The sequence below is a fragment of the Rhizobacter sp. genome (assembly GCF_046595475.1).
GTDB lineage: Bacteria > Pseudomonadota > Gammaproteobacteria > Burkholderiales > Burkholderiaceae_C > Rhizobacter.
In genome coordinates this window covers 1-23,658 of record NZ_JBKJOQ010000090.1, presented here as the reverse complement: position 1 = coordinate 23,658, position 23,658 = coordinate 1, and the positions used below count along the sequence as shown (strand labels likewise).

Annotated in this window: 27 protein-coding genes, 1 tRNA gene and 1 pseudogene; 13 read left to right on the top strand and 16 right to left on the bottom strand. The window is 63.9% G+C overall.

Annotated features, from left to right (window positions below; genetic code table 11):
• Positions 1–12: 12 nt before the first annotated feature.
• From ccmC to AC30QB_RS15640, 6 genes are all read left to right on the top strand, one after another.
• Positions 13–789 (top strand): heme ABC transporter permease CcmC, encoded by a 777-nt coding sequence (gene ccmC / locus AC30QB_RS15665; protein WP_489547172.1) that lies wholly within the window; start codon positions 13–15, stop codon positions 787–789.
• Positions 786–944 (top strand): heme exporter protein CcmD, encoded by a 159-nt coding sequence (ccmD, locus tag AC30QB_RS15660; RefSeq protein ID WP_489547171.1) that lies wholly within the window; start codon positions 786–788, stop codon positions 942–944. The genes ccmC and ccmD overlap by 4 nt, the downstream gene beginning before the upstream one ends.
• Positions 941–3,004 carry a TonB-dependent receptor plug domain-containing protein gene (locus AC30QB_RS15655; RefSeq protein WP_489547170.1) on the top strand — a complete coding sequence of 688 codons (2,064 nt, stop codon included), beginning with the start codon at positions 941–943 and terminating at the stop codon, positions 3,002–3,004. The genes ccmD and AC30QB_RS15655 overlap by 4 nt, the downstream gene beginning before the upstream one ends.
• A 67-nt stretch (positions 3,005–3,071) precedes the next feature.
• Positions 3,072–3,452 carry a c-type cytochrome gene (locus AC30QB_RS15650; protein WP_489547169.1) on the top strand — a complete coding sequence of 127 codons (381 nt, stop codon included), beginning with the start codon at positions 3,072–3,074 and terminating at the stop codon, positions 3,450–3,452.
• A 133-nt stretch (positions 3,453–3,585) separates the two neighbouring features.
• A complete protein-coding gene (locus AC30QB_RS15645) occupies positions 3,586–4,065 on the top strand; it encodes a cupin domain-containing protein (protein WP_489547168.1) in 480 nt (159 codons plus the stop codon).
• Positions 4,062–4,685: an LbetaH domain-containing protein gene (locus tag AC30QB_RS15640; RefSeq protein ID WP_489547167.1), complete on the top strand. Its 624-nt coding sequence runs from the start codon at positions 4,062–4,064 to the stop codon at positions 4,683–4,685. Before AC30QB_RS15645 ends, AC30QB_RS15640 begins: the two co-directional genes overlap by 4 nt.
• Positions 4,686–4,713: 28 nt before the next feature.
• On the opposite strand, the gene AC30QB_RS15635 is transcribed toward AC30QB_RS15640, so the two are convergent.
• A complete protein-coding gene (locus AC30QB_RS15635) occupies positions 4,714–5,568 on the bottom strand; it encodes an AraC family transcriptional regulator (RefSeq protein ID WP_489547166.1) in 855 nt (284 codons plus the stop codon).
• 131 nt (positions 5,569–5,699) lie between these two features.
• Here AC30QB_RS15635 and AC30QB_RS15630 point away from each other — a divergent pair, with 131 nt between their 5' ends.
• The 5 genes from AC30QB_RS15630 to AC30QB_RS15610 all read left to right on the top strand — a co-directional run bounded on the left by AC30QB_RS15630 (position 5,700) and on the right by AC30QB_RS15610 (position 10,002).
• The gene (locus AC30QB_RS15630) at positions 5,700–6,356 is read left to right on the top strand and encodes a protoglobin domain-containing protein (RefSeq protein ID WP_489547165.1); all 657 of its coding nucleotides are present in this window, start codon (positions 5,700–5,702) and stop codon (positions 6,354–6,356) included.
• A gap of 76 nt (positions 6,357–6,432) precedes the next feature.
• Positions 6,433–6,978, top strand: a complete 546-nt coding sequence (locus AC30QB_RS15625) for a carboxymuconolactone decarboxylase family protein (protein ID WP_489547164.1) — start codon at positions 6,433–6,435, stop codon at positions 6,976–6,978.
• Positions 6,979–7,044: 66 nt separating this feature from the next.
• The gene (locus AC30QB_RS15620) at positions 7,045–7,980 is read left to right on the top strand and encodes a chromate resistance protein ChrB domain-containing protein (RefSeq protein ID WP_489547163.1); all 936 of its coding nucleotides are present in this window, start codon (positions 7,045–7,047) and stop codon (positions 7,978–7,980) included.
• Positions 7,977–9,326 (top strand): chromate efflux transporter, encoded by a 1,350-nt coding sequence (gene chrA, locus AC30QB_RS15615; RefSeq protein WP_489547162.1) that lies wholly within the window; start codon positions 7,977–7,979, stop codon positions 9,324–9,326. The genes AC30QB_RS15620 and chrA overlap by 4 nt, the downstream gene beginning before the upstream one ends.
• Positions 9,327–9,366: 40 nt before the next feature.
• On the top strand, positions 9,367–10,002 hold the full coding sequence (locus AC30QB_RS15610; protein ID WP_489547161.1) for a rhodanese-like domain-containing protein: 636 nt from the start codon (positions 9,367–9,369) through the stop codon (positions 10,000–10,002).
• Positions 10,003–10,093: 91 nt separating this feature from the next.
• Here the strand turns inward: AC30QB_RS15610 and AC30QB_RS15605 are convergent, their stop codons facing one another.
• Both AC30QB_RS15605 and AC30QB_RS15600 read right to left on the bottom strand, forming a co-directional pair.
• Positions 10,094–10,363 carry a hypothetical protein gene (locus AC30QB_RS15605; RefSeq protein WP_489547160.1) on the bottom strand — a complete coding sequence of 90 codons (270 nt, stop codon included), beginning with the start codon at positions 10,361–10,363 and terminating at the stop codon, positions 10,094–10,096.
• 154 nt (positions 10,364–10,517) lie between these two features.
• Positions 10,518–10,781, bottom strand: a complete 264-nt coding sequence (locus tag AC30QB_RS15600) for a hypothetical protein (RefSeq protein WP_489547159.1) — start codon at positions 10,779–10,781, stop codon at positions 10,518–10,520.
• A 266-nt stretch (positions 10,782–11,047) separates the two neighbouring features.
• Between AC30QB_RS15600 and AC30QB_RS15595 the strand changes: the two genes are divergently transcribed.
• Positions 11,048–12,799: a methyl-accepting chemotaxis protein gene (locus tag AC30QB_RS15595; protein WP_489547158.1), complete on the top strand. Its 1,752-nt coding sequence runs from the start codon at positions 11,048–11,050 to the stop codon at positions 12,797–12,799.
• A gap of 159 nt (positions 12,800–12,958) precedes the next feature.
• Here AC30QB_RS15595 and AC30QB_RS15590 read toward each other — a convergent pair whose 3' ends face one another.
• Positions 12,959–13,675: an SOS response-associated peptidase gene (locus tag AC30QB_RS15590; protein ID WP_489547157.1), complete on the bottom strand. Its 717-nt coding sequence runs from the start codon at positions 13,673–13,675 to the stop codon at positions 12,959–12,961.
• A 730-nt stretch (positions 13,676–14,405) separates the two neighbouring features.
• Between AC30QB_RS15590 and AC30QB_RS15585 the strand changes: the two genes are divergently transcribed.
• Positions 14,406–14,861, top strand: coding sequence for a hypothetical protein (locus AC30QB_RS15585; protein WP_489547156.1), 456 nt, complete (start codon positions 14,406–14,408; stop codon positions 14,859–14,861).
• Between the two features lie 20 nt (positions 14,862–14,881).
• Here AC30QB_RS15585 and AC30QB_RS15580 read toward each other — a convergent pair whose 3' ends face one another.
• From AC30QB_RS15580 to AC30QB_RS15525, 12 genes and pseudogenes are all read right to left on the bottom strand, one after another.
• Positions 14,882–15,481, bottom strand: a complete 600-nt coding sequence (locus AC30QB_RS15580; RefSeq protein WP_489547155.1) for a hypothetical protein — start codon at positions 15,479–15,481, stop codon at positions 14,882–14,884.
• A gap of 2 nt (positions 15,482–15,483) precedes the next feature.
• Complete coding sequence (locus AC30QB_RS15575; protein WP_489547154.1) at positions 15,484–15,630, bottom strand: hypothetical protein; 147 nt, start codon at positions 15,628–15,630, stop codon at positions 15,484–15,486.
• Entirely contained in the window at positions 15,627–15,941 is a 315-nt protein-coding gene (locus AC30QB_RS15570) for a helix-turn-helix domain-containing protein (RefSeq protein WP_489547153.1), read from the bottom strand. Before AC30QB_RS15570 ends, AC30QB_RS15575 begins: the two co-directional genes overlap by 4 nt.
• Positions 15,942–15,956: 15 nt before the next feature.
• Positions 15,957–16,178, bottom strand: a complete 222-nt coding sequence (locus AC30QB_RS15565; RefSeq protein WP_489547152.1) for a helix-turn-helix transcriptional regulator — start codon at positions 16,176–16,178, stop codon at positions 15,957–15,959.
• Positions 16,179–17,143: 965 nt separating this feature from the next.
• Positions 17,144–18,355: a tyrosine-type recombinase/integrase gene (locus AC30QB_RS15560; RefSeq protein ID WP_489547151.1), complete on the bottom strand. Its 1,212-nt coding sequence runs from the start codon at positions 18,353–18,355 to the stop codon at positions 17,144–17,146.
• A 162-nt stretch (positions 18,356–18,517) separates the two neighbouring features.
• Positions 18,518–18,592, bottom strand: a tRNA-Arg gene (locus AC30QB_RS15555).
• Positions 18,593–18,617: 25 nt separating this feature from the next.
• Positions 18,618–19,838, bottom strand: coding sequence for an AGE family epimerase/isomerase (locus tag AC30QB_RS15550; RefSeq protein WP_489547150.1), 1,221 nt, complete (start codon positions 19,836–19,838; stop codon positions 18,618–18,620).
• A 10-nt stretch (positions 19,839–19,848) separates the two neighbouring features.
• The gene (locus tag AC30QB_RS15545; RefSeq protein ID WP_489547149.1) at positions 19,849–20,193 is read right to left on the bottom strand and encodes a Gfo/Idh/MocA family oxidoreductase; all 345 of its coding nucleotides are present in this window, start codon (positions 20,191–20,193) and stop codon (positions 19,849–19,851) included.
• A 12-nt stretch (positions 20,194–20,205) separates the two neighbouring features.
• A complete protein-coding gene (locus AC30QB_RS15540) occupies positions 20,206–21,258 on the bottom strand; it encodes an ABC transporter ATP-binding protein (protein ID WP_489547148.1) in 1,053 nt (350 codons plus the stop codon).
• Between the two features lie 117 nt (positions 21,259–21,375).
• Complete coding sequence (locus AC30QB_RS15535) at positions 21,376–22,242, bottom strand: carbohydrate ABC transporter permease (RefSeq protein WP_489547147.1); 867 nt, start codon at positions 22,240–22,242, stop codon at positions 21,376–21,378.
• Positions 22,235–23,104, bottom strand: coding sequence for a carbohydrate ABC transporter permease (locus tag AC30QB_RS15530; RefSeq protein ID WP_489547146.1), 870 nt, complete (start codon positions 23,102–23,104; stop codon positions 22,235–22,237). Before AC30QB_RS15530 ends, AC30QB_RS15535 begins: the two co-directional genes overlap by 8 nt.
• A gap of 86 nt (positions 23,105–23,190) precedes the next feature.
• Positions 23,191–23,658 (bottom strand): annotated as a pseudogene (locus AC30QB_RS15525) (sugar ABC transporter substrate-binding protein); the annotation flags it as partial.

Here is a 23,658-nt window from a genome sequence, read left to right as displayed (position 1 = left end):
TACAAGACGACCATGAATTCACCCGCTTCCCCCGCGTCTTCTGCACGCATGAGCTTCTTCACCTTTGCGGCACCGTCGCGCTTCTACGGCCTGGCCGGCACGCTCACGCCGCTGTTCTGGGCTGTGGCCATCGGGCTCGCGGCCATCGGCCTGTACATGGGCTTCTTCGTTGCGCCCACCGATGCCACGCAGGGCGACGCCTATCGCATCATCTTCATTCACGTGCCTGCCGCCTGGATGTCGATGGTGCTGTACGTGGTGATGGCCATGTGGGCCGGCGTGGGCTGGGCCTTCAAGGCGCGGCTTGCCTCAATGGTGGCGCGCGCCATTGCGCCCACCGGCGCCATGTTCACCTTCGTCGCGCTCTGGACGGGCTCGTTCTGGGGCAAGCCCACCTGGGGCACCTGGTGGGTGTGGGACGCGCGGCTCACCTCTGAGCTGATCCTGCTGTTTCTCTACCTCGGCTACATCGCGCTGGTGGAAGCCATCGACGACACACGCCGCGCAGACAACGCCGGCGCCCTGGTAGCCCTCATCGGGGCCGTCAACGTGCCCATCATCTATTTCTCGGTCTACTGGTGGAACACGCTGCACCAGGGCGCCACCATCAGCGCCACGGCCGCACCCAAGATGGCGAGCACCATGCTCACCGCCATGCTGCTCATGACCCTGGCCTTTTGGAGCTATGCCTTCGCCGTCGTGTTTACACGTACGCGCGCCATCATCCTCGAGCGCGAGCGGCAGGCCGACTGGGTGGCCCAGCTCGCACGAACAGGAGCAAAAGCATGATCTGGAACAGTGCCGCCGACTTCTTCGCCATGGGCGGCTACGGCCTTTATGTGTGGGGCTCTTACGCCGTGGCCGCCGCCTTCATGCTGACCGAGCCGTTTCTCGCCGTGCGGCGCCGCCGTCGCGCCCTGCAAGCGGCTGCGAAGCCTGAATGACGCGGCGATGGAAAAGCGCAGCATGGCCATGTGCGCTGCTGCTGTGCGCGGCGGCCCACGCACAGCCCGCCACCGCTGACGCCGCCGCGACCCCGGCAGCTGCCGCCAGCCAGCCCACTGGCGGCACGCTGCCGCCGGTGATCGTCACCGGGCGACGCGAAGCGCCCACGCCCGCCAGCCGCAGCGTGCTCACCGGCGACGAGCTGCGCAGCGTGCCCGGCACCGGCGGTGACCCCATGAAGGCGCTGCAAGCCCTGCCCGGCGTGGCGGTGGCCGACGACAGCAGCAGCGCCCCCGCAGTGCGCGGCTCGCGCCCCGACGACAACGCCTACTACATCGACTTCCTGCCCGTGGGCTACCTCTTTCACGTGGGCGGCCTGGTGAGCGTGGTGCACAGCGACCTGGTCGACAAGTTCGAGCTCTATAGCGCCGCCTTCGGCCCCGAGTACGCCGATGCGATTGGCGCCGTGCTCGACGTGACGCTGCGCCCGCCCCGCACCGACAAGCTGGGCGGCACACTCAACGTCAGCCTGTTAGGCGCTGACTTTTTGGTCGAAGGACCGGTCAATGACAAGCAGTCGTTCTACTTCGCAGTGAAGCGCAGCTACCTCGACCTGCTGATCGACACCGTTGAAGACGAAGACTCGGGCGTGATCGTGACCGTGCCGCGCTATTCCGACTACCAGGGCAAGTACATCTGGAACCTCACGCCCGGCCACAGCCTGAGCTTTCATGCCACCGGCGCGTCGGACCACCTTGACTTCAAGATCCCGGCCAGCTCAGGCCTGGGCACCCAGCAGCCGGTGCTGGCCGGCGACAGCGCCATCGACACCTCGTACGGCACGCAGGCCGTGGTGTGGGACGCCGACTTTGGCCCCAGCACCAGCAACAAGCTCGCGCTCGGCCACACCCTTGATGTCAACACCAGCCTCGTCGGCACGGCACTCAAGGCCACCGCCCGCTCGCACACCGGCTTCCTGCGCGAGCAGTTCAAGTTCAAGCCCGGTGCTGACCACCAAGCAGCACTCGGTGGCTCGCTCGAAGCGGTGCGCGCCCGCTACGACATTGACGTGCAAGACGCTCGCTGCACCGAGTTTGACCCCGCCTGCGACTACACCAGCGCTGACCGCAAGCGTGTCACTGGCCGCATCGATGCCAGTGTGACCAACCTCTATGCCAAAGACCGCTGGCAGATGGCGCCCGAGTGGGCCTTCACCGGGGGTGTGCACTTCACGCACGACAACTACCTGCACCGCCGCTACACCGAGCCGCGCCTCGGCGTGGAGTGGCAATGGTCGCCCAGCCTCTTGTTCACCGCCGCCTGGGGCCGCCACAACCAGTTCCCTGATGGCGAGCAAGTGCTCGACGGCCTGGGCAACACCGGCCTGTGGCACCTGCGCGCCACGCACAGCGTGCTCGGCGTGTCGCAGCAGTGGGGCGGTGGCTGGTCGTGGCGCGTTGAAGCCTATGAAAAGAAGTTCACCGACTTCGTAGTCGCCGACCCGGCGCTCAACTACGTCAACGGCGCGAGCGGCCAGGCCCATGGGCTAGAGCTGCTGCTGAAGAAAGATGCGGCGAAAGAAGGCGCTTCCACTTCCCGCTTGTCAGGCCGCCTTTCAGGCTGGCTGTCGCTGAGCCTCTCGCGTGCGCGCCGGCACAACGACCAGACCGGCCAAGACTTCCCGTTCAGCTTCGACCAACCGTTGATCTTGAGCCTGGTGAGCCAATACAAGCTGTCTGACCGCTGGCAGTTCGGTGGCCGCTGGAGCTACCACACGGGCGCGCCCAACACGCCCATCATCGGCACCAGCACCTACCCCGATGGCCGCGTGCAGCCGCTTTACGGCGGGCTCAACTCTGAGCGCCTGCCGGCCTACCACCGGCTAGACCTGCGGGGCGATTTCATCCTTTCGCCGCGCTTTCGTGTCTACGGTGAAGTGATCAACGCCTATGCGCGCAAGAACGTCTCGGGCTACAGCTACAGCGCTGACTACTCATCGCGCAAGATCGTGACGCAGTTGCCATTTTTGGTCTCGTTCGGGGTGCTGTACCGCTTCTGAAGGCGCATCCGAACGCAGCGCCGCTGCGTAAAAGTCTCCAGTGACGCCAGAACCACAGGAGACTTTCATGAGCCAGCTAGGCTTGATCCATGCGCTGCTGTGCGCTGTGGCGTTGCTGGCGGCAGCCCCGTCGCAAGCCGCCGGTGACCCCGTGCGCGGTGCGCAAACCTACGCAGACACCTGCGGAGGTTGTCACGCCGTCGACACCGACGAAGTGGGCCCGCGCCACGCTGGCGTGGTGGGTCGTCGCGCCGGCAGCGTGGTGGAGTTCACCTACTCATCCGCTCTCAAGGGCAGCCGCATCACCTGGAATGAGAAGACGCTGGAGCGCTGGCTCGCCAACCCCGAGGCCTTGGTGCCGGGCCAAGCCATGGGCTACCGCCTGGCCGACGCCGCAGCGCGCGCCGACGTGATTGCCTACCTGGCCACGCTGAAGCGCAAGAAGTAGCCAGCCTGCACCTCGGTGCAGGCACTTCGACAGGCTCAGTGCGAACGGAAAGTGCGTTGCCGACCGGAGGCCCTGAAGGCTGCCTTCCACGTTCGCTGGTCGTACGATGCTGGCAGCACCCCAGGAGCTGCCCATGTCACATCGCAACCCCGTTGCGCTCATCGCGGTTGAAACTCCGCCACGCACCAAGCCGTCGAACTACCCCGAGCCCTTTGCATCGCGCATGTCGGGCCGTGTGAAGCGCACGCTCGGCGACCCCTTCGGGTTGAAGAACTTCGGCGTCAACCTCACCCGGCTGGCGCCGCAGGCGATATCGGCACTGCGGCATGCGCACACCAAGCAAGACGAATTCATCTACATCCTGCAAGGCCACCCAACGCTGCACACTGATGAAGGGGCCACGCCCCTGTCACCAGGCATGTGCGCTGGCTTCAAGGCAGGCACCGGCAACGCGCACCAGCTGGTCAACGAGACCGCAGACGACGTGGTGTACCTCGAAGTGGGCGACAGAACGCCGGGCGACGAAGGCAGCTACCCCGATGACGACCTGATGGCCACGATGGCCGACGGCGGGTGGGTGTTCACCCATAAAAACGGGGCGCCCTACCCGTGATCGTTGACAAGTCCCTTTACGTGGCAGCCTTCGCTGGCTCGCCGCTCGCACGATGGGCTGCGCTCGAGCCTTGGCAGCTGTGCCAGCAGTCGACGCAGATCGTGCAAGCGCTGCTCGCCGCGCTAGACCCACAGGCGTACGGCATCACAGGCGACGTGGCGGTGCACCGCAGCGCCACCGTCGAGAGTGGTGCGGTGCTCAAGGGCCCGCTGATCGTGGGTGCCGAGGGTTTCGTGGCCGCGGGCGCCTACCTGCGCGGTGGCTGCTGGGTGGCCGAGCGCTGCATCTTCGGCCCGGGCGCCGAGCTGAAATCGTCGTTCGTGTTTGCAGGCAGCAAGCTCGCGCACTTCAACTTCGTGGGCGACTCGGTGCTGGGCGAGGGCGTGAACCTCGAAGCCGGCAGCATCGTCTGCAACTACCGCAATGAGCGCGCTGACAAGCAGGTGCAAGTGCGCGTGGGCTCGGCGCTGCACACCACAGGCTGCGACAAGTTCGGCGCGCTGGTCGGCGACGGCTCTCGCATCGGCGCCAATGCGGTGGTCGCACCGGGTGGCCTCTTGCTGCCGGGAACCATCGTGCGCCGCACCCAACTGCTCGACCAAGAACTTCCTCCCGCATGAACACCACTCAGGCGGCGCCCTGCCATGCTCAGCCCGATGACTTCAGCCACTCGCGCGGCGACGCACCCACCTTCTGCGCGAACACGCGCGACAAGGCCGATGCGCTGCTGTAGCCCAGCGACTGCGCCACCGACTTGAGCGACGCCCCCCCGCGCAGCTGTGTTTGCGCGATGGCCAGCCGCCAGTGCGCCAGGTACTCGGCCGGCCCCTCGCCCACGTGGGCCTTGAAGGCCGCCGCAAAGGCGCTGCGCGACATGCCGGCTTGCTCAGCCATCATGGGCAAGGTCCAGTCGTCGCCCGGCCGCTCGTGCAGGGCCACCAGCGCCTTGGCCAGCTGAGGGTGCGACAAGCCGGTCAACAAGCCGGCGGGCATGCCGCTGCGCTCCGGGTGATCTAGCAGCCAGCGCAGCAGCTGCAGCAGCAGCACCTCGAACAAGCGGTTGGCCAGCAAGCGGTGGCCGCAGCGCACCTGCTCGGTCTCGGCAAACAGGAGCGCCAGCGTGTGCTCCAGGCTCGCCACCTCGGCCAGCGGCAGCACCACCACCGGCGGCAGCGCGCGCGCCAAAGGGTGGTTGGCGCCGCCTTCGAACTCGACTGCCGCGCAGGTGAAGTCACTGCCTTCCTCGGGTGCGCAATGGAAGTCATGCTCCAGCGGGCGCGGGTAGAAAAGCAGGCTCGGTTCTCTCACGTGAATGCGCTTAGGCACCCCACTGCGGGGCTTGTGGGTGAGCGCCATTTCGCCTTGCCGCAGCACATGCAGAAAGCCACGGCCGGGCAGGGCCGCGTAGTGCGTGACACCGCACAGCGGGCCAGCATGAAAGAGATGCGCGCGCACCCGAAAGCGCTCCAGCAGGGATGAGAGGCGATCGACGCTTGCGGTCATGTACGGGCTCACCATTGGACGAATTGACATCTATTGTGGATGAAAATTGACCAAAGGTACGAGCTTCTCCTCAACACTGGCGGTGTGCTGCTGCCCAGCCGCGGCGGCAGTCAACCCCAGAAGGAGACCTCATGACATTCAAACCGATGCTCGCGACCACGCTCGTGGCGCTGCTGCCGCTGGTGGCTGCGGGCCAGACCGCTGCGCCAATTCCCGGCTACACCTACGGCCAGAAGTCGCTGGCCACGGCGCCCTACACCTTGAAAGAGGTGGAGTCGCTGAAGAAGGTGCTGCTGTTCACTGAAGAAGACGCACGCTACCTGCGCCAGAGCAAGGCCATTCTGGCCGACCAGACCGACGCGATTCTTGATGTCTGGTACGGCTTCGTGGCATCGACGCCAGAGCTCGTGGTCTCGTTCAAGAACAACAAGACCGGCGCCCCCGATGGGGCCTATCTTGGTGCCGTGCGCAAGCGCTTCGGCCAGTGGATTCTGGACACTGCCGACGCCAAGCACGATCAAGCCTGGCTCGACTACCAATACGAGATCGGCCTGCGCCACACCTCACCCAAGAAGAACAGCACCGACCATGCCGACAGCGTGCCGCGCGTCAACTTTCGCTACCTCTCGGCGCTGACCGTGCCCGTCACCACCACGCTCAAGCCCTTTCTCGCGAAGAAGGGAGCAACGGCTGCCGAGGTGGAAAAGATGCACGCCGCGTGGGTCAAGGCGGTGCTGCTGCAAACCATTCTGTGGAGCTACCCGTACGTGCGCGACGGGCAGTACTAGGCCTGCGCCGCCACCTTCTCGTCAATCAGCTTTCGTCCCATCAGATTTTCTTCAATCACGTCTCCAGGAGATCACCATGCCCCGCGTTCCACTTCTCGATGCCACCACTGCTTCTGCAGACAGCCAGGTGCTGCTGCTCCAGATCCAACAGGCCTTTGGCGCCACGCCCAACATGTTCAAGGCCATGGCGCATTCGCCGGCAGCACTGCAGAGCATGTCGGGCTCGTTCGCTGCCCTCGGCAAGGGCTCGCTGGGCCGCACGCTGGGCGAGAAGATCGCGGTGGCGGTGGCCGAGCGCAACGCCTGCGAGTACTGCCTGGCTGTGCACATGGTGCTGGGCCGCAAGGCGGGTGCCTCGGCCGAAGACATGGCGGCCGCGCAAATGGGCGAGGCGAGTGACCCGCAGGCAGCGGCGGCATTGCGCTTCGCGCTCAAGCTCGTCAACAACCGCGGGCACATCGATGATGCCGACGTGCCGGCGCTGCACGAGGTGGGCTTCAGCGACGAGCAGGTGGTGGAGATCGTGGCCCACGTGGCCTTGAACATCTTCACCAACTATGTGAATGTGGCCCTGCAAGTGCCGGTTGATTTCCCGGCCGTGAAGCTGCACCGCGCGGCCTGATCACGCACTCTGTCGTTTCAGATAAAAGAAGTATATGTTTCACAGAAAGATGCATATACTTCATACATGTGGTCGCTGCTTCTTGTCACCTTACCCACCCAACCCGGCGCCGTGCGCCTGCGCATCTGGCGTGCCCTGAAGGCTTTGGGGTGTGCCTCATTGCGAGACGGGGCCTATGTGCTGCCGGCGGAGCACGCAACAGCTTTCGAGCAAATCGCGCAAGAGGTGCTGGAGCATGGCGGCACGGCATCGGTGTTCGAGCTGGCCACGCGCGATGCAGCTCAGCACGAGGAGCTGATGACGCAGTTCTCTCGCGACGACGCCTACACGGCCTGGCGCCAGACGGGCGAGGCACTGCGCACCGAGTTGTCCACCCTGACCGAAACCGAGGCGCGCCGCCGCTTGCGATCGTTGGTCGACGCGCTCGCCGCGGTTCAGCGCACCGATTACTTTCCCGGCCTATCGCTCGATCAGGCGCAGCTGTTTCTGGCCAGCGTGCGGCGCGATCTGGATGTGCGCTTCTCTGCGGGCGAGCCGCAGCAAGCGGCAGGCGACGTGCGGCGGCTCGATCGCGCGCGTTATGTCGGCAAGCGCTGGGCCACAAGGGCACGCCCTTGGGTCGATCGTTTGGCCTGCGCCTGGTTCGTGCGCCGCTTCATCGACGCCGACGCGCAGATCGTGTGGTTGCAAGAGCCGCTCAAGCCGCCGCGTGGCGTGTTGGGTTTTGATTTCGACGGCGCCGCGTTCTCGCACGTCGGCGCACTCGTCACCTTCGAGGTGATGGCCCTCAGCTTCGGCTTCGACGGCGACGAGCGCCTGCGCCGCGTGGCGCAAGCGGTGCACTACCTCGACGTGGGCGGCATACCGGTACCCGAAGCGGCCGGGCTCGAAACCATCCTCAGTGGTCTGCGTGACCTGCACACCGACGACGACCAACTGCTTGCGGCTGCCAGCGGTGTATTCGACGCGTTTTACGTGGCCCAGAAAGGCCTTGCCAAATGACGACACCGCCGCCGCAGCGACCCGACCCCATCTCGCTGGCCCAGGCGTTCTGGTTCTGGCTGAAGCTTGGTTTCATCAGCTTCGGCGGGCCGGCTGGGCAGATTGCCATCATGCACACCGAGCTGGTGGAGCGCCGACGCTGGATCAGCGAGAAGCGCTTCCTGCACGCGCTCAACTACTGCATGGTGCTGCCCGGCCCCGAGGCGCAGCAACTCGCCACTTACATCGGCTGGCTGATGCACCGAAGCGTGGGTGGCATCGTGGCGGGCGCGCTCTTCGTGCTGCCATCGCTGTTCATTCTGGTGGCGTTGTCATGGGTCTATGTGGCCTATGGTCAGGTGCCAGTGGTGGCGGGCCTGTTCTACGGCATCAAGCCTGCCGTGACCGCGTTGGTGCTGCATGCGGCCCACCGCATTGGCACTCGCGCCTTGAAGAACCGCTGGCTGTGGGGCATTGCGGCTTTGTCGTTCATTGCCATTTTTGCGTTCGACGCGCCGTTCCCCGCCATCGTGCTCGCCGCGGCGCTGATAGGGCACTTCGGCGGCCAATACGCGCCTCAAGTCTTCCAGGTAGGCGGCGGGCACGGCACGGCGAAGCAAGGCTATGGCCTCGCGCTCATCGACGACGACACGCCCACACCACCGCACGCGTTGTTCCGGCGCATGCGGCTCGCGAAGGTCGTGGGCACAGGCTTGTTGCTGTGGGGCGGCAGCATGGCGGCACTCGCGGCCTGCTACGGGCTAGCAGGCACGCTCACCCAGATGGGCTGGTTCTTCACCAAGGCCGCCATGCTCACTTTTGGCGGTGCTTACGCCGTGCTGCCTTACGTTTACCAGGGTGCGGTGGAGCAGCACCATTGGCTGAGCGGCGCACAGATGATCGACGGCCTGGCGCTGGGCGAAACCACGCCGGGGCCACTCATCATGGTGGTGGCCTTCGTCGGGTTTGTGGGGGGCTGGGTGAAGCAGGTGTTCGGGCCCGAAGCCTTGTTTGTGGCGGGCGCGGTGGCGGCGACTGTGGTCACCTGGTTCACCTTTTTGCCTTCGTTCATTTTCATTCTGGCAGGCGGGCCCGTGGTTGAGTCAACGCACGGCAACCTCAAGTTCACCGCACCGCTGACCGGCATCACCGCCGCGGTGGTGGGCGTCATCTTGAACCTGTCCTTGTTCTTTGCGTACCACGTGCTGTGGCCGCAGGGCTTTGGTGGTCGCTTCGATGGGGTGTCGGCCGCGGTTGCGGTGGCTGCTGCCGTCGCGCTTTTTCGTTTCAAGCTGGGGGTATTGCCACTGCTCGGCGCATGCGCACTGATCGGCTTGGCGGTCACCTTGGGTCGACCGCTTTTGTGAAGATGTTTCGTTGACGATTGTTTCCTTGAGAGGAGCCACCATGAGCACATCCCCTTCCCACACAGAACCTCCTTTGCCGATGGCGCTGGCTTTGTCGGCCAGCTTCGGCAGCGTTGAGTCGTGGCGACGCCAGTTCTTGCAGCTGGCCGACAGTTCACGAGGCGCGGCCGGCCAGGTTGAGCTGGTCTTCGCGCCCAGCCAGGGCCAGCTGGTGAACCGTTGGGTCAGCGGTGTCGCCATGAGCGACCCCAACTCGCAGGTTCTGGCGCTGCAGATGCCCGCAGAGGCGAGTGCGTTTCTCGCGAGCCTCGACTGGGCACCCGTCTATCAGCGTTACCAAGACGTCGTGCACGCAGCCAGTGGACCGTGGGGCACGGCACCGGCCGAAGCCGGTGAGGTGCAGCGGGTCGATGTGCGCCGTGATGCCGTGTTCAACGCTGCGCCCACCATGCTGCCTGCCGCAAGCTGGCGCGACCCCGCGCGCGTCAGCGAGTGGGCGCACGAGCTCTCGCCTGATCAAGCCGTGCTCGTCTACTGCGTCTACGGGCATGAAGTGGGGCGCGCCACGGCGCTTCGCCTGCGTGCCTTGGGCGTGAACGCGCGCTACCTCAGCGGTGGCATAGACGCATGGCAACGTGCTGGCCTGCCGCTGGTGGCAAAGCAGTTGATGCCATGAAGTGGGTGGCACGCGAGTGGCCCAAGTGCCACCTTGCTCGGGGAGCTCAAATGGCCACCTGCCGTGCGATGCTGAACGCTGTCGTGTAGCGCTACTCGCGCAGCGGCGGCGGCTTGTCGGTGACGGGCCGAAAGAACTCGTCGAACAGATCGTCTGGCACGGTGGTCGGGTCGTCGTTCACGTCGATGCCATTCAGCAGGTCAAAGGACGAGCGCGTCCAGCTGCCGTGGCTCACTTCCGGCAGGTTCTTTTTGGGGGGCTCCACGGGAATATTGGGGTCTACCCATTCACCCAAGGGCGCACGGTCGGAGATGCGCCAGATGAGGCGCTTCGACTTCGCCGTGGTTGTGTGCCAGGCCATACACAGTCCTCCGAGACAGCAAGGAATTGCGCGAATGCGCAAAGCCCAATCTAGTCGCTGTTGCCCGCGAGGTACAGCCTATTCCCGGAGTACCGGAGCCCCGTGGATGGTCATGCCCGACCCCATGTCAAGACGTGGCCGGGGTATGGCGCCCTCAGCCGCGCAGGTGGTCTGCCAGGGTCATCAAGGCCACGGTGCTCGACACCAGGATCAAGAGCGTGGTGACGATCAGCTTGGCCCAGCCTGCCCTGCGCTGCCGGCGGCGGCGCGCCTGGTTGGGGGCTGCCTGCAAGGAGGCGAAACCCGACAAGGCCGAGAACCCGGTGGAGCTGCCGAAGTCGGTGGGGCGCTCGTCTGAGGGCTCGTTCGCCCAGTCGAACACTTGGGTGGCTTTGAATGCGGGTTGATGACGGCTCATGCCCGCATTTTCTGGCTTGTATCAGTTTGTTTCTATCCTCTGGCTGAGGGGCTTGGAACTACTGGGACTACTGGGTTGAGGGGGTCTCGGCAACGCGCTTGGGGTTGTCGCGAAGCGTTGAAGCAATTCTCAGCAGGCGCACGTCAATCGAGAGGATCGGTGTACCTCCAGATTCACAGTTGTCGGCCGATAACGGTGCATGCCTGCGTCGTCACTGACCTGGGGCGCGGCATCCTGCCAGCCAAACCCACCTGGAACACACGTCAATGAATACCCTTAAGAACATGAAGCTCGGCACCCGACTCGGCCTCGGATTCGCCGCCGTGCTGATGCTGATGGGGGTCGTGATCGCCATGGCGATCATGCGTTTCAACAGCGTGGGCGAATCCAGCCACAAGATCATCACCCAGGATTGGGTCAAGGCAGATGCTGCCGCCACCATCAACGTCAGCATGCGGGCCAACGCGCGCCGCACGCTGGAACTGCTTCTCGTCACCGACAAGGCTGAAGTCGACAAGATCCGTCAGCGCATCGCTGAAAACAAGAAAAAGATCAACGAGTCGATGGCGCTGTTGGAGAAAATGGTGACTTCGGCCGAGGGCAAAGCGCTGCTTGCGACTATCAAAGACATGCGAGCCGGCTACGTCACGTCATTCGGCAAAGTCGACAAGCTGGTGGAAGATGCCAAACGCGACGATGCGACAAAGCTGATGTTTGCTGAAACGCTGCCTGCGCTTGATGTGCTGCAGGTGCGCATCACAGAATTGACTGCGTTGCAGAAGAAGCGCGTCGATGTCAGTGGCGCTGAAATCAAGCAAGACATCGAAACCGCGCGCACGCTGATGCTCGCCCTCGGTCTGGCCGGGCTGTTCGTGGGTGCAGGAGTCGCCTGGTGGCTGACGCGCACGATCACCCGCCAGCTCGGCGGTGAGCCCGACTACGCTTCCAGCGTGGCCCGCGAGATTGCCGCAGGCAACCTTGCCGTCGATGTGCAGCTTCGCGTAGGCGATGAGTCGAGCATGCTGGCCGGGATGAAAGCCATGCGCGACAGCCTCGCCCAGATCGTCGGCCAGGTGCGTCAAAGCAGCGAAAGCATCGCCACCGGATCGAGCCAGATCGCAACCGGCAACGCCGACTTGAGCCAGCGCACCGAGGAACAAGCCGCCAACCTCGAAGAGACCGCATCGTCGATGGAGCAGCTCACGTCGACCGTGAAGAACAACGCCGACACCGCGCGCCATGCGACCCAGCTGGCCAGCTCGGCCAGCGCTGCAGCGGCACAAGGCGGCGCTGTGGTGGGGCAGGTCGTTGGCACGATGGAAGCCATCACGGCTTCCAGCAAGAAGATTGTTGACATCATCGGCGTGATCGACGGCATCGCGTTCCAGACCAACATCCTGGCGCTCAACGCCGCGGTGGAAGCGGCACGCGCTGGCGAGCAGGGCCGCGGGTTTGCCGTGGTGGCCAGCGAAGTCAGAAGCCTGGCCCAGCGCTCGGCGGCTGCCGCCAAGGAGATCAAGGGACTGATCATCGAGAGTGTGGAAAAGGTCGAAGCCGGCAGCCAACAAGTTGGCGAGGCCGGGCGCACGATGAGCGACATCGTGGCTCAGGTCAAACGTGTAAACGACCTGATTGGCGAGATCAGTTCGGCCACACAGGAGCAGACGCAGGGCATCAGCCAAGTGGGTGATGCGGTGAACCAGCTTGACCAGGTGACGCAGCAGAATGCGGCTTTGGTCGAAGAGAGCTCAGCCGCCGCAGACAGCCTGAGCCAGCAGGCCGCCAAGCTCGTCGCAGCGGTGAGCGTGTTCACACTCAGCCACGGCGAGACCAGGAGCGCAATCGCTCCAGCCCGCATGGCCAGCAAGCCGCAGCCAAAGCCGCCGGTAAGCAAGCCGGCGCTCAAGCCGGCTGTCAAGCAAGCCCAGCGACCCGCCTCGACAAGCTCGGTGAAGGCGGCGCCCGCCGAGGCCACAGCAGCGACGGCTGAAGCCGGCGATGAATGGGAGAAGTTCTGACCGACGGGCCTGACTGTTGCTGAAAAGGTTGGTCCCGCCGACAGGAATCGAAGAAGCCGCGCTAACCCGCACGCTTACTGAGGAATTGGTGAGTTGGTTTCAGCAGATACCCCCAAACCTACCCCGTGTGCGATCTTGTTGCAGTGAAGGTGACTCCGATCAAAACAACTGGCCCCCTTCGGGCGGTGGCGGCGGTTTCATCACCTTGCCACTGACGGCGCGTGGCGCACTGGCGCGCGCATCGGGCACGGCATCGAGCGGGCCGGTCCATTGCCTGAAGAACCTGGACGCCTCGGGCACAGGGCACGAGAGCCACGGGCCGTAGTCAGCCGGGGCAAGAACCACCACCATGCGCCTTTCGTCGTCGGGCTTGTGAAAGCGCTGCATCACCGGGTGCCCATCGGCATTGACGGTGAGCATGGCAAAGCTGAAAGCCTTGCGTCCGTCGGGCGCAACCCATTCGGTGTAAATGCCCGCAATACCCATGGGCACGTCGCCTGGCTGGCTGATGCGCCATCGCACGGCCCGCCCTGTTTCCCAGCAAGGCTCGAATATGTACTCGGCCGGGATGACGCACCTCTGGCCCTTGGCCCAGGCGTGCCGGAAGCTGGGCAGCTTAGCCACCGTCTCGGTGCGAGCGTTGTAGGTGCGCCGCCCATACGCCAACTCGGCAGCAAAGCCGGGCAACAAGCCGAAATGACCATCGTCCACGATTACGTTTGGCGTGCCGCCTTCCTGCCCCTCGGTGGCCAGCCGAATGAAGGGCGCCAGCCCGGTGGGGTACACGTCCGCTGGCGGGGTGTCTTTGTCACGCTCCGCGCCAAAGAACGTTAGCAGGCGATCAATGCTGGTAACAGGGCGGTAGTTGGAGCACATGCAGTGACTCTACCGAAACGGGCGCGCCGTCCTGGCCGTTCCGGCCCTCCCCGAAGGTCAATACTTCAGACCTTGGAAGAGCAATGGGTGCCGGCGTGTGAGCACCTCCAAATAGCAAGCCAAAGCCTCTTCCCGTTGAGATTCGCAGTCCCAAATGATTGACAGCAAGCTCTCGTGCGTGGCCCTGTGCATGCCCTTGGGTCGTTGCAATTGGTCACCCAGCTTCGCCTCAATCTGTCGCTGACGCCGCCAGGTGCGATTGATGAAGTCGTCTGACTGGCTCGCATAGGCCAGACGTTGGCAGTGCCTGCACGCGAAGCGCCCAGCCCTTAGGTACAGCACCGCAACGCGCTCGCCGCGTATGGGGCAGACGAACCATGAGCGCTTGCCGCCGTAGGTGCAAGCCGTTCGGTCAATGCTCACTCGCTGGCTCGAAGGCTTGTCGTCAATCGAGTAGTTGATCCACACAGCTTCAGCCTCTACCCGATAGCCGATGCTGGCGGTGCGTTCGCCGGTTTCTGAATTGCGCCAGACCCAAGCGCCAGATGCGCCGGGCCGCAGAACACCTTGGCGTTGCCAATGCCGAACGTCCAGCCGCGTGAAGTGTTCCGCCTTGGCGCGTTGGGCGGGTCTGCCCGCGCCGATTCTCATGCCACCTTTAGCCACTCTTTAGCTCCCACAGAAAACGAAATCATCAGCACAATTCAAGCTCATCAATTCGGGTCCGCCAATGAAAACGATGCTATTTGGGGCGCTGGCCTTGTGCGTGGTATTGCCGGGCATGGCCGCTGACACATTCACGGATAGCAAGCCGGGCGACTTCGTAACCGGGCAAAGGCTAGTGACGTGTGCTGCCTTTTTTGACTTCGTGTCAGGCATTAGCGCTCAGCAAGGAAGGCCCAATGCGGCGGAGAATTTCGAGAACATTTCTCGCGGATGGACGCTCGCCGGAATGCTGCTGCTGTCCAGTGGCGCAGAGAGTCCGAGTTTCGATAGCAAGCAGACGGCTGAATCTATAAAGAGCGCACGCTTGACCGCGTTGAAGGCGAAGTTCGAAATGGGGAGCCTCGACGTGCTGAAGGAAATGAAGACTGAACACGAGCGGGACTGCGATCCCCTCGTCCCGCTTCAAGAAGGGGTCATTCAAGCGATGCGAAGCAGCGCAGGGGCCTCCCCGAAGAGATAGTGGACGGATCGACACCTTGGTCAGTCGCCGGCCGTCGCCATTGCCTGGGCAGATGGTATTTCTAGATACGCACCGCGAGACGGTATAGGCGAGGGGGTCAATGTGGCGTGGATAGCACCGCGAGACGGTGCAGCGATTGAAGCCCTTGCACCGCCAGCCGGTGCAATGCGGCCCTTCGCTACACCGCCACACGGTGCAAGGGTTGCGTTTTGATCGGTGCCCTTGGTTGGCGTCATGTAGTCGCCGCGCCGGTACAGCTTGGCGTCGATGTCTAGCCCTTGCACCGGGTCGAGGTCGAACCAGGCGAGTGCGAACCATGCTGCCTTGTTGGGCCGCGCGCCCTTGCGCGTCTCGATCAACAGGCCACATTCGAGCAACTCGCGCCGTGCCCGAACGATGGTGTCATTGCTGCGCCAGCCTTTCGCGTTGAGGTACTTGGCGCACGCGGTCAGCTTGCCGTTGTTGTGCCCGGTGTACTGCATGGCTATATCGATCAATAGCGCCCGCGCGGGGTGGCTGGCGAGCCGATAGCCGGGGCTATTGAGAACAACGAGGGGCAGGGCCACGAACCCCTTGCCGTCGCGCTTGTCGCTGTTGCGCTTGAACTTGCCGCGCGTCACGTTCAGGCCCCATCAGCCAGGCGACTCAGGAACAGATACAGGCCCCACAGATCGACCATGGCGAGCCCCACCAAGTCGGCGCCGATGCCGTGCTCGGGAAAGCGCGCTGCAAGGCACTGAAGCCGGTCTAGCCATGCGGCCGCCGTCATGCTTGCCCGCCTGTCTCGCCCAGCAGCACGTAGAGCGCCACACGGTGCAGCTTGCCGCAGTCGGTGGCGTGATGCACCCACTGAGTGAGGATGTCGGAGCCGCGCCGCTTCAATTCCAATACGCGGGCCGCTGGCGAAAGAATGTCCCAGTCGCGCCGCAGTTGAATCGTGCTTTTGGGGCCGCTGCGCAAGGCATCGAGCACGCGCCGCCGCTGCGCCGACGCGCTCTCGCTGTTGTCGGCGGGCTTAGACTTCGGCTGCAATTCATTGGGGGCCGCTTCGTTGTTCGGGGTGGCCTTTTTTTCTTCCATGGCTGTTCCCCTTGCTCAAGCCGACGCGCTAGCCAGGGGCCGCGCTTCTAGCCACTGCTCGACTTCCGACACGCGCCAAGCTACCGCACGCGCGCCTATCCGCACGGGGGCCGGGAAGGTGCCCGCTTTCACTGCTGCGTAGATGCTGGAGCGCGAAAGTTGAACGAGTTGTTCAACCTGTCGCCGCCTTGCGAGGGCCCTGTCGGATTGGGTCTGTCGAATCGTGTCTGTCGCCATACTCGCCTTTCGTGGGCGTCCCCGGCCGATCCAGGAACTGAAGGCGATTCGACAACTGCAGCCCTGTTGACAGAACCCTCTATGCGAGCAGCGGCTAGCCGCTACTTGCTGCGGCTAAGTGGCTCTGGCGTCCCAATTAGCGCTTTCCGAGCCGTCGAGAACGACATGTCTAACGCGGCGCACTCTTGCTCTGCGCATATGTCTCGACTGCGATATTTTCCCGACAGCCAGGCCGTGCGAATTGTTTCGCGCTTCTCGCGAGAACCGCCCGGTTGGTCGTGCAGTGCATCGGCAGCTTTGCGTGCAGTTGCCGCGCGGACTGCTTTGGCAATCTCATCTCTACTAAGCTCGTCACCCAGGAGCATTTTTTGCGCAAAGGCGAGTGCTTGATAGGCAAGGGCGATGCACGTAGATCGGTGCTGAAGAACTTCCTCGCGAGTCCATCCCTGCTCTCCCATTGGTTCCGATGGAATTGAGCCAACGGATGAGAACTCACCTCTAACAAGCCATAGGCCATGTGCCGCCAAGTGCTCGGCCGGCGTTAGCTGGTGCGGCACGTCAGCAGGCAGAATTTCGCCACTGTCGTCCTGCCATGTACCGTCGGGTTTTGAGACCCATTCAGGGTCAAGCGTCCACCCGCCAGCTAGCAATAGGTACAGGTGGTAGACGGGGTCGTATCTGCTGCCTTCGCTTTCGTCCCCCCAATCCGTCATTCGAAGATGGAGGGCTGAACCCAAGTGCAATGCCATTCTTGAGGCGAATGGATTTCCATCAAGCAGACGTTTAAGTTCACCTGTTACGTGGGCCTTTAGCCCCACTTCCTGGACTTCGAGCACGCCATACCCCTTTATGCGCGGTCCTTGTCAGGGTGCCACGCCAGCCGGGCAAGGGAACCCGGTTTTCGCCCTCGGGGATCAGCCTCGGGCTAGGCGCAGCGATCTTGATTCTGAAGGCTCGGCGCGCCGCTATGCCGTCTTAAACGGAATCAATTCCGCCCCTTTGCGCAGCCCGTCGATGCGGTCAGCCCACCACTGCATCATCTTTGCCCGCTCGCTGAGCCATTGCGCCCGGTTGTAGGCGCCGCGTACATCGTCGCGGTCTTCGTGAGCCAGTTGCTTTTCGATGTGGTCACGATTCCAGCCGGCTTCATTGGCGCAGGTAGAGAACAGCGTGCGGAACCCGTGCGCAGTAGCGATTCCCTTGTAGCCCATGCGGGCCAAGGCGCTGTTCAACGTGCCGTCGCTCAGTGGCTTGCCAGGGTAGAAAGGCGAAGGGAACACCAAAGCGTCTTCTCCGCTCAAGGCCTTCATGCCGTGCAACACGCCTAAGGCTTGGGCTGCCAGCGGCACCGTGTGTTCGGTCTTCATCTTCATGCGCTCCGCTGGCACGCGCCACAAAGCCCGCTCCATGTCGATCTCATCCCAGCGTGCACCGCGCAGCTCACCAGGGCGCACGGCAGTGAGCATCAATAGCGATAGCGCTGCCGCTGTTGTAGGGTCGCCTTCATAGCCCTTGAGCCGTTGCAGGAAGGCTCGCACATCGCGTTCAGAGAGCGCCGCACGGTGTGCCACTTTGCGAGGCTTGAAGATTTCGGCGGGTTTCAGCGGGTAGGTCGGGTCGGTGCCGCTCAGATCGTGCGCGATGGCATAGCGAAAGATCGAGCGCAGCCGCTGAAATACCCTGCCTGCCGTCTCGCTAGCGCCGCGCGCCTCAATGCTTTTCACCAACTCGCGAATCTCGGCTGGCTGAACTTCGGCGATGGGGCGCGCGCCTAACGCCGGAAATACATCGTTTTCCAACGAAGCGAGGATCACCTTCTGCGTCTGCTCCGCCCAGGCGTCGGCACGGTGGGCCAGCCACGCCCGCGCGACAGCTTCAAGGGTGCTGAGTGCTTCGGCACGTTTGGCCGCTTTAGACGCCTTTCGCGCCTCGCTCGGGTCGATGCCCTCGGCCAGTTGTTCTCGGGCCGCGTCGCGCCGTTCGCGGGCCTTCTTGAGGCTGGTGTCGGGGAAGGTGCCCATCGAAAGCAACTTCTCTTTGCCGTCGAACCTGAACTTAAAGCGCCACCACTTGCCGCCGTTGGGCGCGACTTCGAGGTAGAGGCCTCGCTCGTCGAACATGCGCACGGGCCTTTCGCCCGGCTTGGCCTTGCGAATCGCAGTGTCTGTGAGGGCCATGGGGTAACTCCAGTCGGGGGTAACTCGCCTACCCCGGATGTTGCCCCCAGTTACCCCCGGCTTCAAGAGGTAGTCCCCGGAACGAGTGGGAACAAAAAAGGCCCCTGAGCTTTGATTCTCCTGGGGCCTTCGTTCTTTATTGGCTTGTTCTGGCTTTCTGCTTGGTCCCGCCGACAGGAATCGAACCTGTATTTGCCGCTTAGGAGGCGGCCGTTCTGTCCATTGAACTACGGCGAGGGGCGGCCGATTTTCTCACGAGCTTTCAGGCGCCCAGGCCGCGCAGCACGTCGTAGCAGGCGCCCATGGTGTGGTAGTCGGTCTTGCCGGCCGGGCTTTTCTCGTCGGAGCAGGGGCGGTTGTCGGGTGTGCGTATGCGGTACCAGGCACCGTGCTCATGGTCGATCATGTGAGCCCAGCTGTAGGCCCACAGGCGCTCGTACCAGGCCCAGTACGCCTCATCACCGGTGCGCAGCGCCAGCAACGCGGCGGCGGCCAGGCTTTCGGCTTGCACCCAGAAGTACTTGTGGTCATCGCACACCTGGCCGTCGGGCGCGAAGCCGTAGACGAGTCCGCCGTGCGTCGCATCCCAGCCCAGGCGCATGGCAGTGTCGAAGAAGCGCTGGGCCGTGGGCAGCAACCAAGCCGGGCGCTGATCAGGTGGCAGGTGCGCTTCGAGTTGCAGCAGCAGCTTGGCCCACTCGGTGAGGTGGCCGGTCTGGAAGCCCCAAGGGCGAAAGATGTTGGTTTGGTCGTGGCGGTTGTAGTCCCAGTCGACCGACCAGTCGGCACGGTAGTGCTCCCACACCAGGTCGCCCAGGGTCGTGTGTGCGCGTGCGGCCTGGCGCTGCGTGATGGCCTCGGCGAGCAACAGCGCACGTTGCAGGTAGCGCTGCTCTTTCGTTGCATCGTAGGCCGCGATCATGGCTTCGCAGCTGTGCATGTTGGCGTTCTGGCCGCGGTAGCCGCCGAGCTGCCAATCGGCGGTCGCTTCGTCGGCATAAAGGCCGTGTGTGGGCTGCCAGAAATGGTGTTCCATCAGGTCGAAGGTGGCGGCCACGCCGGCACGTGCTTCTTCGACGCCGGCCATCAGCGCGTGGGCATGGGCCAGCAGCACGAAGGCCAGGCCATAGCAGTGGTGGGTGCCGTCTTGCACCGTGGCGTGCTGGCCGTCCCAGGCCAGTTGCCACGCGTAGCCCCCTTGCGGCTGCGCATGCGCTTGCTGCAAGAAGCGCAGCCCGTGGCGCGCGCCTTCAAGGTACTTGGCATCACCGAAGCGCCGGAAGGCCATGGCGTGGTTGAAGACGAAGCGCGTGCTGCTGACAAGATGGCGCGTCTGCCGGTCGTAGACCGTGCCATCGTCTTTGAAGAAATGGAAGAAGCCGCCGCTCGCATCGAGGCAGCGACCCTCGTAAAAGGACAGCGTGTGGCGGATGTGGCCCAGCAGAAACGCCGGGCTGCGAACGTTGGGCAGAGGTGGGCGCATGAAAGGGTCGTCAGGCGATGGCCTGGCCATGGCTGTGATCGAGTTCGATCGCGCCGTGCTGGCACAGGCCCACCTGTCTTTCGTGGCGCGGCACGCGACCACTCGGGCGCACATCACCGGCACCCAGGGAATGTTGTTCGTTGGTCGAGCTGATGTAGACGGCATAGAGCCGGCCCTCGGCCAGAAAGTGGGCGAGGGCCGTGTGTGACTGCGTCAGGCCCTGCTCGGCGGCGAACTGGCGCGCGCGCTGCTCGTCGCGCGAGACCACTCCCACCAGCTCTTGCCCTGGCAGCATGCGCAGCGCCGGGATCACGCGCGTGGCAATGTTGTTGGCCCTGATGAAACCCCAACCCATGCGGTGCTCCTTTCAGTTGAGCCGCTGGCCGCCAACCGCTGCGAACACGTGCAGAGAACCCGGCGGCACATGCACCCGCACCGCGGCGCCACGCTCCACATTGGGCAGCCCGCTCATGCGCACTGTGATTTCGGTGTGGCCCAGGTCGACCAGCGCGTAGGTCTCGGGCCCGGTGGGCTCGACCAGCGATATGCGGCCTGACAGTTGGCCGTCGTCACGGATCTCCAGATCTTCGGGCCGCACGCCCACGTGCACGGCGCCTAGCGGCCCTTGCGCCATGTGGCCCACCACCACGCCGTCGGGCAGACGCAGCGCACCCGACGCCTCGCGCGTGGCCTCAAACATGTTGATCGAGGGTGAGCCGATGAACTCGGCCACGAAGCGGTTGGCCGGCCGCGTGTAGATCTCGAGCGGCGTGGCGAGCTGCTGGATGCGGCCTTCGCTGAGCACCGCGATGCGGGTGCCCAGCGTCATGGCCTCAACCTGGTCGTGCGTCACGTAGATGGTGGTCACGCCCGTGCGCAGATGCAGACGCTTGATCTCGGCGCGCATGTCCACCCGCAACTTGGCGTCGAGGTTGGACAGCGGCTCGTCGAAGAGGAAGAGCTTCGGCTGGCGTGCCAGTGCGCGCCCGATCGCCACGCGCTGGCGTTGGCCGCCTGAAAGCTGGCGCGGTTTGCGGTCGAGCAGGTGGCCGATCTGCAGCATTGCCGCCACGCTCTGCACGGTCTTGTCGCGCTCGGCCTTGGGCACGCCGCGCATCTCGAGCGGGAAGGCAATGTTGGCACCCACCGTCATGTTGGGGTAGAGCGCGTACGACTGGAACACCATCGAGATGTTTCGGTCGGCCGATGCGGTGGAGGTGATGTCTTTGCCGCCGAGCACGATCTGCCCGCCGCTGGGCTCATCCAGCCCTGCGATGAGGTTCATCAGCGTGCTCTTGCCGCAGCCCGAGGGGCCCACCAGCACCAGGAATTCGCCGTCAGGCAGGTGGATGTCGATCTCGTGCAGCACGCGCACGGTGCCGAAGAGTTTGTGAATGCCGCGCAGGGCCAGGTCTGCCATTTTTGAAGTTACCGATAGGTCATTGCAGAAGTTCGGCCGGCGCCGAGCCGCCTCAAGGCGGCCGAGCGACCCCCTTGGGGGCAGGAGCGAAGCGACGTGGGGGCCAAATGAGGTTCCTTAGCCTTTGACAGAGCCAGCCATCAGGCCGCGCACGAAATATTTTCCCGAGAGCAAGTACACGGCCAGCGTGGGCGCGCCGGCAATGAACGCTGCGGCGAAGTGCACGTTGTATTCCTTCACCCCGGTGCTCGAATTCACCAGGTTGTTGAGCGCCACCGTGACCGGGAAGCTGCTGTAGTCACTGAACGAGACGCCGAACAGAAAGTCGTTCCAGATGTTGGTGAACTGCCAAATGATGGAGACGACGATGATCGGCCCGCTGTTGGGCAGCAGTAGCCGCCAGAAGAGGCGGAAGAAGCCCGCACCATCCATGCGCGCCGAGCGCACCAGCTCGACAGGAAACGCCGCGTAGTAGTTGCGAAAGAAGAGCGTGGTGAAACCGATGCCGTAGACCACGTGCACCAGCACCAGGCCCGGCACGGTGCCGGCCAGGTGCAACAGGCCCAAGGTTCGCGCCATCGGGATCAGCACAATCTGGAACGGGATGAACACCGAGAACATCAGCAGCGCAAACACGAGGTGCGCGCCTCGAAAGCGAAACTGCGTGAGCACGTAGCCGTTGAAAGCGCCCATCACGGTGGAGATGAACACCCCCGGCAGCGCCATCTGGAAGCTGTTGATGAAATAGGGCTTGAGGCCGGTGGCCTGCACGCCGATTTGCGCGAGGCTCCAGGCGTCATGCCAGGGTTGCAGCGTGAAGGCTTGCGGCCAGGCCATCAGGTCGCCGCCGCGGATCTCGTCGAGCGGCTTGACCGAGTTAACGAGCATCACGTACAGCGGCATCGCAAATACGAGCGCGAAGAACACGAGCGCCGTGTACAGCAGCACGCGAGACGCAGTACGCGCGACAGTGCGCTCAGCCATGCACGCCTCCGTTGCGCGTCTCGCGCAGCACGTAGGGCACCACCACGATGGCGATGGCGATCAGCATCAGCACCGCGCTTGCGGCACCCACTGCCATCTCGTTGCGGGTGAAGGTGTACTGGTACATGAAGAGAGAAGGCAGCCAACTGGCGCGACCCGGCCCCCCATTGGTGAGCGCGATCACCAGGTCATAGGACTTGATTGCCATGTGCGCCAGGATCACGAAGGCCGAGACGAAGCTCGCACCCAGCTGCGGAAAGATCACCCGTTGGTAGATGCGCCAGGGGCGCGCGCCGTCGAGCCGGGCGGCGTTCACCACCTCGCTGTCCACGCCGCGCAAGCCCGCGAGAAACAGCACCATCACGAAGCCGGTGGTTTGCCACACCGCGGCGATCACCACGCAGTAGATGGCGAGGTCGCTGTCTTTCACCCAGCCGAAGGCAAAGCTCTCCCAGCCGATGGCGTGCATGGTTCGCTCCAGGCCGATGCTCGGATCCATCAACCACTTCCAGGCGGTGCCGGTGACGATGAACGACAAGGCCATGGGGTAGAGAAAGATCGAGCGGAAGACGCCTTCGGCGCGGATCTTCTGGTCGATCAACACCGCCAGGCCCAGGCCCAGCACCGCGCACAGCACGATGTAGAGGGTGGCAAAGATGCCGAGGTTCTTGACCGACAGCGCCCAGTTGTTCAGGCCCATCAGGCGCACATAGGCCTCGCCGCCCGAGTAGGTCATCACCGGCATCATGGTGGAGGCGGTGAACGAGAGGTAGGCCGTGAAGGCGATGTAGCCGTACACGCATACGCCCATCAGCAGCATGCTGGGCGAGAGCACGGCCTTGGCGATGAAGGGAGCTTTCATTCAGTCGGGACGCGAGAGATCAAATGAGGTTGAAAAAAAAGCGCCACACAACGGTCTGGGGGAACCGTTGTGTGGACGCGCGAGGCTCAGTTGCCGACGGCAGCCACCATTTCCTTCACAGCCGTCTTGCTGTCGATCTGGCCGTTGAACTGGCGTGTGATCACGTCGTAGAAGGCGTTCTTGATGTTGGCTGGAACCGAGTGGCCGTGAGCCATCGAACCCACCAGCGTGCCCTTGGTGTTGGCTTCAGCCAGGTCTTTGATGCCCTTCTTGCCGCAATCATCGAAGGCTGCGTCAGACACGTCGGTGCGTGCCGGCACCGAGCCCTTGACGACGTTGAAGGCCGACTGGAACGAAGCATTCATCACCGCCGCAGCCATCTTCGATTGGGCCGCTGACTTGTCGGCACCCACCTTGAACATGGCGAACTGGTCGGAGTTGAAGCTGACCATGCCCTGCGTGCCCGGGAAGCGCATGCAGATGAAGTCTTTGCCCGGCACCTTCTTGGCGGCGATGAACTCGCCCTTGGCCCAGTCGCCCATCATCTGGAAGCC